6 protein-coding genes and 1 pseudogene are annotated in these 7,044 nt (G+C 35.5%); 6 read left to right on the top strand and 1 reads right to left on the bottom strand.

All coding sequences use genetic code 11. The features are described from left to right. Nucleotides 1–238: 238 nt before the first annotated feature. A complete protein-coding gene (locus tag N9I19_RS23470; protein WP_061464990.1) occupies nucleotides 239–679 on the top strand; it encodes a cell wall hydrolase in 441 nt (146 codons plus the stop codon). Nucleotides 680–919: 240 nt separating this feature from the next. On the opposite strand, the gene N9I19_RS23465 is transcribed toward N9I19_RS23470, so the two are convergent. Continuing rightward, nucleotides 920–2,170 carry an MFS transporter gene (locus N9I19_RS23465; RefSeq protein WP_317779153.1) on the bottom strand — a complete coding sequence of 417 codons (1,251 nt, stop codon included), beginning with the start codon at nucleotides 2,168–2,170 and terminating at the stop codon, nucleotides 920–922. A gap of 190 nt (nucleotides 2,171–2,360) precedes the next feature. On the opposite strand from N9I19_RS23465, the gene N9I19_RS23460 reads away from it, so the two are divergent. The 5 genes and pseudogenes from N9I19_RS23460 (at nucleotide 2,361) to N9I19_RS23440 (ending at nucleotide 6,659) form a co-directional block, all read left to right on the top strand. Further along, a complete protein-coding gene (locus N9I19_RS23460; protein WP_317779152.1) occupies nucleotides 2,361–3,212 on the top strand; it encodes a LysR family transcriptional regulator in 852 nt (283 codons plus the stop codon). Between the two features lie 14 nt (nucleotides 3,213–3,226). Continuing rightward, a pseudogene (locus N9I19_RS23455) lies at nucleotides 3,227–3,458 on the top strand (aminoglycoside phosphotransferase); the annotation flags it as partial. A 153-nt stretch (nucleotides 3,459–3,611) separates the two neighbouring features. Then, on the top strand, nucleotides 3,612–4,103 hold the full coding sequence (locus N9I19_RS23450) for a DUF6584 family protein (RefSeq protein ID WP_317779154.1): 492 nt from the start codon (nucleotides 3,612–3,614) through the stop codon (nucleotides 4,101–4,103). Between the two features lie 157 nt (nucleotides 4,104–4,260). After that, complete coding sequence (locus N9I19_RS23445; RefSeq protein WP_317779151.1) at nucleotides 4,261–4,647, top strand: DUF192 domain-containing protein; 387 nt, start codon at nucleotides 4,261–4,263, stop codon at nucleotides 4,645–4,647. A 761-nt stretch (nucleotides 4,648–5,408) separates the two neighbouring features. Then, nucleotides 5,409–6,659: a dicarboxylate/amino acid:cation symporter gene (locus N9I19_RS23440; RefSeq protein ID WP_317779150.1), complete on the top strand. Its 1,251-nt coding sequence runs from the start codon at nucleotides 5,409–5,411 to the stop codon at nucleotides 6,657–6,659. Nucleotides 6,660–7,044: the final 385 nt, after the last annotated feature.

The raw sequence follows: 7,044 nt of genomic DNA, 5'->3' as shown, positions 1-7,044 counted from the left end.
CTGAACCGCCGTATACCGAACGGTACGTACGGTGGTGTGAGAGGTCGGAGGCTAGGCGCCTCCTCCTACTCGATTATGGAACTAAAGGGGCAGTTTAGTTGAATAAAGGGAAAAAAGAATGCAATAGTTTTCATTTTACTTAAAAGCTGTAAGTTTTTATAACTAAGCACTTTATATTACATAAATAAAAGACATGGCTGTAGGCTATTTTTCATATAATATTTTTGGGGTGGAAAAAATGGCAAGAGCAAGCTACCGAAGTTCAGACGTTGACTTAATGGCAAGGATGATGAGAGCAGAAGCCGAAGGAGAAGGACAACAAGGAATGTTATATGTTGGAAATGTAATTGTAAATCGTCTTGTAGCTAATTGTTTAGACTTTAAAGGTTTAAGAACAATTCCACAAGTCATTTATCATGTACAAGGAGGAAATTATTCTTTTGAAGCTGTTCAAAAAGGGAATGTATTTTATCAAAGAGCGAGAGGTATTGAAAGAAGATTAGCAGAACAGAATTTGAAGTACTGGAGACAGCATCCGGCTAGATATGCTCTTTGGTATTTTAATCCACATGCTCCATGCCCTCCAACATGGTATGATCAACCTCAAACTGGTCAATTTAAAGAACATTGTTTTTATGAACCAAAACCTGCAACATGTGATAGTGTTTATAGAGGTTAAGCTTACTCTTTGAGTAAGCTTTTTTTCATATTTAAAATATTTATACAATATAAAACTTTTAGTAATAGTTTTTATCTAAAAAAGTAAGATTGTGAATTATTGTACTTAAGCTAACGAGTGCGTTAGCTGATTAAGGAACACAAAAAAAATGATCGATTTTTTTAAAAAGAATAATCCAATTAAAGAGAATAAGGGCATGTGTTGATTAATCTTTTTTCAAAACATGCCCTTTCAATTTATTCATTTATCAAGGTTGTTTGTATTAATTTGATCAAACTTCGTGGTGATCCCATGATCCATTCTTTTTTTTATTTTTGCTCTATATAAATTAATCGCTCCCAAAGCTACAGTTATTCCGGCCCAATATAGGGCTTGTTGATAACTGTTCAATAGATTAACGACTAATCCGAATAAAGAGGGTGCTATGACAATGAATAATTGATTTAATGTCAATGCTGAACTCACCGTTAAACCTATAAAACGGGAATCCGATTGCTCTGTGATACAAGCAATAAAAATGGAATACCAACCAATGGCTACAAAGCCCAAAAGAAAACAAAATAATAGCATCAAGATTTCCATTTCAACAGTCATGATGAGCGGCAGCATCACTGTAAGAATTACGGTAACAGCCATCACAATAAGCAATAATCTTTCCCTTTGACCTTCAAAGAATTGATCACTCGCCCAGGCGATGACTACCCGTCCAACCATACCACCTATTAAAACGACGCTTAAATATTTTCCTGCCTCTGTTAATGGATAGCCCCCTTCATTGTGCAAATAACTCATAAAATGCGCAATGATAATCATCTGTAATGACATCATCACAACACCTACTATATACATCGGATATAACTCCTTATTATTTTTGATGACACTCATTTTCTCCTTGAACCCGACCGGGGTTGATCCCGTTTCACTCGTTCTTTCTGGTTCGTTATATAATAATAGGAAGAGCAGCCCTCCCATTATTGCTACGATCCCTTGTACTACATGAACTGATGACAAATTGAAATGATAATATGTATAGGGTAAAACTGCAGAGGCTAAAGATCCTCCAAGCGGTATTCCCGTCTGTCTTATCCCTAGAGCCAGCCCTCTATGTTCGTTTGGAAACCATTTTACGATGGCCGTGCTTCCACCGGTTTGAGCACTTCCGTACCATATACCGACCAACAATAATAAAAGCAGCAATACAATATAATCATTAACAAAAACCAGCGTTAAAGCTGAGAGCCCCAATAAAATGGTCCCCCACCCGATAATGTGTTTTTCCCCTTTTTTATCCATCAAGTAACCGAATGCCAGCATTGAAAACATCGGCCCAATATTGACCGCTGAAACAATGAAGCCTGTTTGAAGCGGTGTTAAATTCCATTCAATTTGATAAAATGCAGCGATGGGTCCCATGCCATATGTCACAAAAGTTGCTGCAGTTTGGGATAACGTGGCCACCAATACGATTAACCATTTATAATATGTATGCATTAATGCTCCCCCTATGTTTGATGTATCGTTCAATAAGAATTCGGTGGGATATATTCTTATTATTAGCTTCTAACATTATCTAGTCTCCCTTACTTATAAGCTAACTAGAGTTTACTCTGCCTGCCCAGAAGCGTAAAATGGAGGAAAATGATAGGGTTCATAAATTTTTTTTATAGGGTGTGCCAACTATATGAACATCAAAGAAATAGCATTGAAAATTGAAATATTAAATCGTCAAAATTTAAGTAAGTCTGCAGAAATCACGAACTATACTCAATCCGCCCTTACGGCTAAAGTGAAAAAAATAGAGTCGGAAATTGGCAAACTTGTTTTTAATCGCACGCCCCAAGGATTGAAAATCACTAGTGTAGGATTACAGTATAAAAACTATCTTCAACTTATTGCCAAAGAGTACGAAGAATTTTTACAAAACATTGGTTCCTTTCAAACTAACGCTAAAGTGGATTTTGGCGCATCACATACAACCTTGAAAATCTATGGTGCCCACATCGCGAACACTTTGAATATGAACGACATTCAAATGGATGTGGATTTCGCTGTAGATTCCAGTAATGCCATAAACCAAAAAGTGCACAATTCCGAATTAGATTGTGCACTCATTAGTGAACCTATTAAGAAATATCCAGACTTAACTTATGACATCGTTGCAACTGAAACATTCGAGATCATTTCAAGTAAGGACCATATCATCAATTTTGATTGGAAAACACCTATTACATTGCTCGTATTGAGTATAGGTTGTATGTATACAAGAGCTGTGACCGAATGGCTTAAGAATAATCAAATACCATATAAATTAAAGGAAATAAAATCAATCAGCAGTATCCAAGATTTTTTGCAAATCAGCAATACCATTGCAGTATTGAATACTAAGCTTATAGACTTATATAACTATACAAACATTCACTACTACAATTTAAGCTTTAACAATGTCATTAATACCGTTTTCGTTTTTAAGATGAACGACGGCGAACAGAACAATATCGTACAATTAAAAAATGTTCTGAAGACGATTGGTTAATTAAAAAGGGGTACCGTATAAAACAAAGAGTTAGACCGTATTTTGAATCTTACGGTGAGGGAATAGAAGAAGAGTATTTGGAAATGGGATTGCTACGATTAGAGGAGGTATGTAAAACAATTACAAGAAAAGCCAGTGAAGGTGACATTGCTTTTCAAAAGATGATAGATGAAGGGCGAAGGGCATCTTGAACATTACCAAAACGATATTAAATTCATTTGTGAACATGGAAAAGAGTGGATTTAATGGGGAGTTTTTGTTGTGCTAACGGTTGCTATACTTCAATAAGCCAGGTTGTTTTCTTTTGAAACTAAAAGGACAATTTGGTTAAAAGAGGAAATATTTTGAACTGTCGAGAAATAAAGACCGTAAAGAACAAAGATGAATGAGGTGTTTTTTATAGATAAGATACCTGTTAAAACTATAAAGAAGATAGAAGAGGACATTGAAAAAAATGATTTAGGGAAAGCACGGGATAGACTACACGGGTTAATTTCAACCTTTCCTAATGAATTAGACCTCCGTAGAAAGTTGGGGGACATATATATTGCATTAAAATACCCTTCAATGGCTGGTCGATACTGGTATTTAGAAAAGAATAAGTCACCAGAAATGGTAAAAGCGTGTATTCAATTCGAAAAATCTATGGGGAACGATCCTATCAGAATAGGAAGAGCTATAAAATTTAAAGGTGATAGTGAAGTTTTAAAAAGACTGCAATTAGACCAGGTAATTTCCCCTATACAAAATAAAGTTAAAGAAAATTTGCTGGAAGAACCTGAAGATCCATTCAAAGATAAGCTAGTTATTTTTGGTTGCTTCTCAATAATAATATTAACAATTATCTTTGCATTAATCGGAGTTTACGCACTCTTTAACTGGATTTTTTGATCCAGAATCTTGCCTAGTTTATCTCCAGCTTTCTTCCTTTTTATTATTAGGGGAAAAGACGTTTTTTCGAAAAAAGGAAATATCAATCTCATGAACTTCTTTTAAAAAGACTTCAAGTTTCTTTCCTGCTTATAATAATACTCGAAGGTGAGTGAACATGAAAAATGGAATAAAAACAAAAATGATAAAAATACTCAGTGGAAACAGGGAAACTAGATTAATCGTTCAAGTTGCAGATACTCAAAGAAAAAGAGAAAAGGGCTTAATGTTTGTTGGAAAATTACCCGAAAATGAGGGGATGTTATTTGTGTTTTCAGAAAAAATATATGGTGGCTTTTGGATGAAAAACACATTAATTCCTTTATCTATTGCTTTTCTTGATTCAGATGGGGAAATTTTAAAAATACTTGATATGGAACCTTGTATAGAGGATAAATGCCCTACCTATGACCCAGAACTTTCTTATCATTATGCAATTGAAGTGAATCTTGGATGGTTTGAAAAGAATCAAATCAAAGAAGGGGATTATGTAAAGTTTGATTGAATTTATCTCACCTAACTCCTAGTCCATAAAGGTGAGGTGATTTTTTTGTGGATATTTATGTTAATGTCACTGAAAAGACTGGTGAAGAAATGTACTTAAACTAACAGGTGCATAGCTGAAGATCGGAGCTGTCTTTAAGGCAGTTTTTTTATTTAAGGAGTTTTGCCTATGAAATTCATTATTTCTTGAGGCAATTAATTCAGAAGAAACTAACAAACACTTAGATGATTTTAAGAAAATTGCTGCTATTATAAAGTTTTCATGTCTGTTTCTGAAATAGAAAAGTATTGGAAAATTGATGATATGTACAAGGTGCTTTACTTCAATAAGGAAGATTGCTGAGACAGCCTTTCTTATGGGACTAAAGGGGGGGTTAATAGTATAATGGCATGTTTTGATTGATCTTTTTCAAAACAAGCCCTTTTTATTTGTTCATTTATCAATAGGTCTTGTATTAATATGATTAAACTTTGTTTCAAAGCTGCACCTATGTTGGAAGGGCAATTTTTATTCGTAACAGGATTAATAATTTATTCTTATAACTTTATAGTAATTCAATAATTTACTTTTTTTTGAAAAAATGATACAGTATTTTCTATATTTACAAATATTTTTACGAGGGAGGTTTTGTATGGAATAAGCCGGAACAATTTTTAAAAGCTATTTCTTCTTTCTCATTCAATAGTCAAAAGAGAAAGTTTATTCTATTTATTGAAATATTGTGTGATTGCTATTAATCTTTCGTTCAGGGAGGGCAACCTATGAAAAAGTTTTTTGCTTTTCAAGTGTTAATTGCATTGTTTATTGGGGCACTTATCGGACATTTTTTTCCTGAACTTGGCCAATCCTTAAGACCGATTGGGGACGCTTTTATTCATCTCATTAAAATGATTGTTGTGCCTATTGTTTTCACAACTATTGTCATTGGTTCATCAGGCGACGGAAACATGAAAAAAATGGGTTCATTAGGACTTAAAACAATTATTTGGTTCGAATTTATTACCACCCTGATTCTAGGTATTGGTCTTTTACTTGTTAACATCTTAAAGCCTGGTGCTGGGCTTAATTTGTCCCATCTTGCCCAGAAAGATATCACACAATTGAATGAAAGCGTTACCAAAGTTGTCGATTTTAAAACGATGCTTGTTAACATCATTCCAAGCAACATTGTTGATGCGATGGCAAAAAGTGATTTATTAGCTGTTATATTCTTCGCTATTCTATTTGGTGCAGCTGCTGGAGCAATTGGCAAAAAGTCAGAGCCGGCAATGAAGTTTATGGAATCAGTTGCAAATATCATGTTTAAACTGACACAAATGGTCATGGTAACAGCACCGATTGGTGTACTCTCTCTCATGGCAGCCTCTGTTGGACAGTATGGTATCGCTCTTTTAATCCCTATGGCAAAGTTGATAGGGGTTGTGTATCTAGGGCTTGCTATTGTTATTTTCGGACTGTTTCCAATAATTGCTTGGTTCTTGAAGATTTCTTACTTTAAAGTGTTTCGAATGGTATGGGATTTGTTCCTCATCGCATTTTCCACCACAAGTACGGAAACCATTCTGCCTCAGTTAATGGATCGAATGGAAGCATACGGTTGTTCGAAACGTGTTGTTTCGTTCGTTATTCCTTCTGGGCTATCACTGAATTGTGATGGTTCGACATTGTACCTTTCTGTTTGCTCTATTTTCTTAGCACAAGCATATGGCATCCCGATGGATTTTGGCCAACAATTGATTGTAATGGGGGTTCTTGTTGCAACCTCAAAAGGAATTGCTGCTGTTCCATCCGGTTCGCTGGTTGTCCTTTTAGCCACCGCCTCAGCGGTAGGGCTTCCTGCAGAAGGCGTCGCAATTATAGCAGGCATTGACCGTGTGCTGGATATGGCACGCACCGCTTGTAATACTCCTGGACATGTTCTCGCTTGTATTGTGGTTTCGAAGTGGGAAAAAGAGTTCCGTCAGGAGGGATGGAATAAAGTTCAAACCGAACAGTCAAGCATTCAGGCATAAGATTAAGATAAAGGAGCATATATGTTTTGTTGTTCCCCGTCAAATGTTGAGGTGATGGTCTTCGGACCTCACCCTTTTTCAATGTGAATCCTCATCCTTTAAACTTTTGGGCAAATAAAACCATTTCTAAAAAAGCATTCAATACTCCTTAAACAAAAGGCATTCCCTTTAAGTGCTTTGCTCGATCTGAACATGGCTTGAAATTAATGGTTATGGGACTGAAGGAATTGGTTGAAACTGGACAAGTTAGCTATAAAGGCTAATGTCATTAGTGCAATCCAGAATTGAGTCAATGCTCTCCAAATAAACTGGAGGGCTTTTTTTCTTAGTCAACCATTATTGGTCTTGTTTATTGATACGCCGGGTATGTTTTTTTATTTGGACA

This window comes from Peribacillus sp. CSMR9 (genome assembly GCF_033141925.1).
Taxonomy (GTDB): domain Bacteria; phylum Bacillota; class Bacilli; order Bacillales; family DSM-1321; genus Peribacillus; species Peribacillus simplex_A.
The sequence above is the reverse complement of the archived record's forward strand: the minus strand, read 5'-3'. Positions and strand labels throughout refer to the sequence as shown.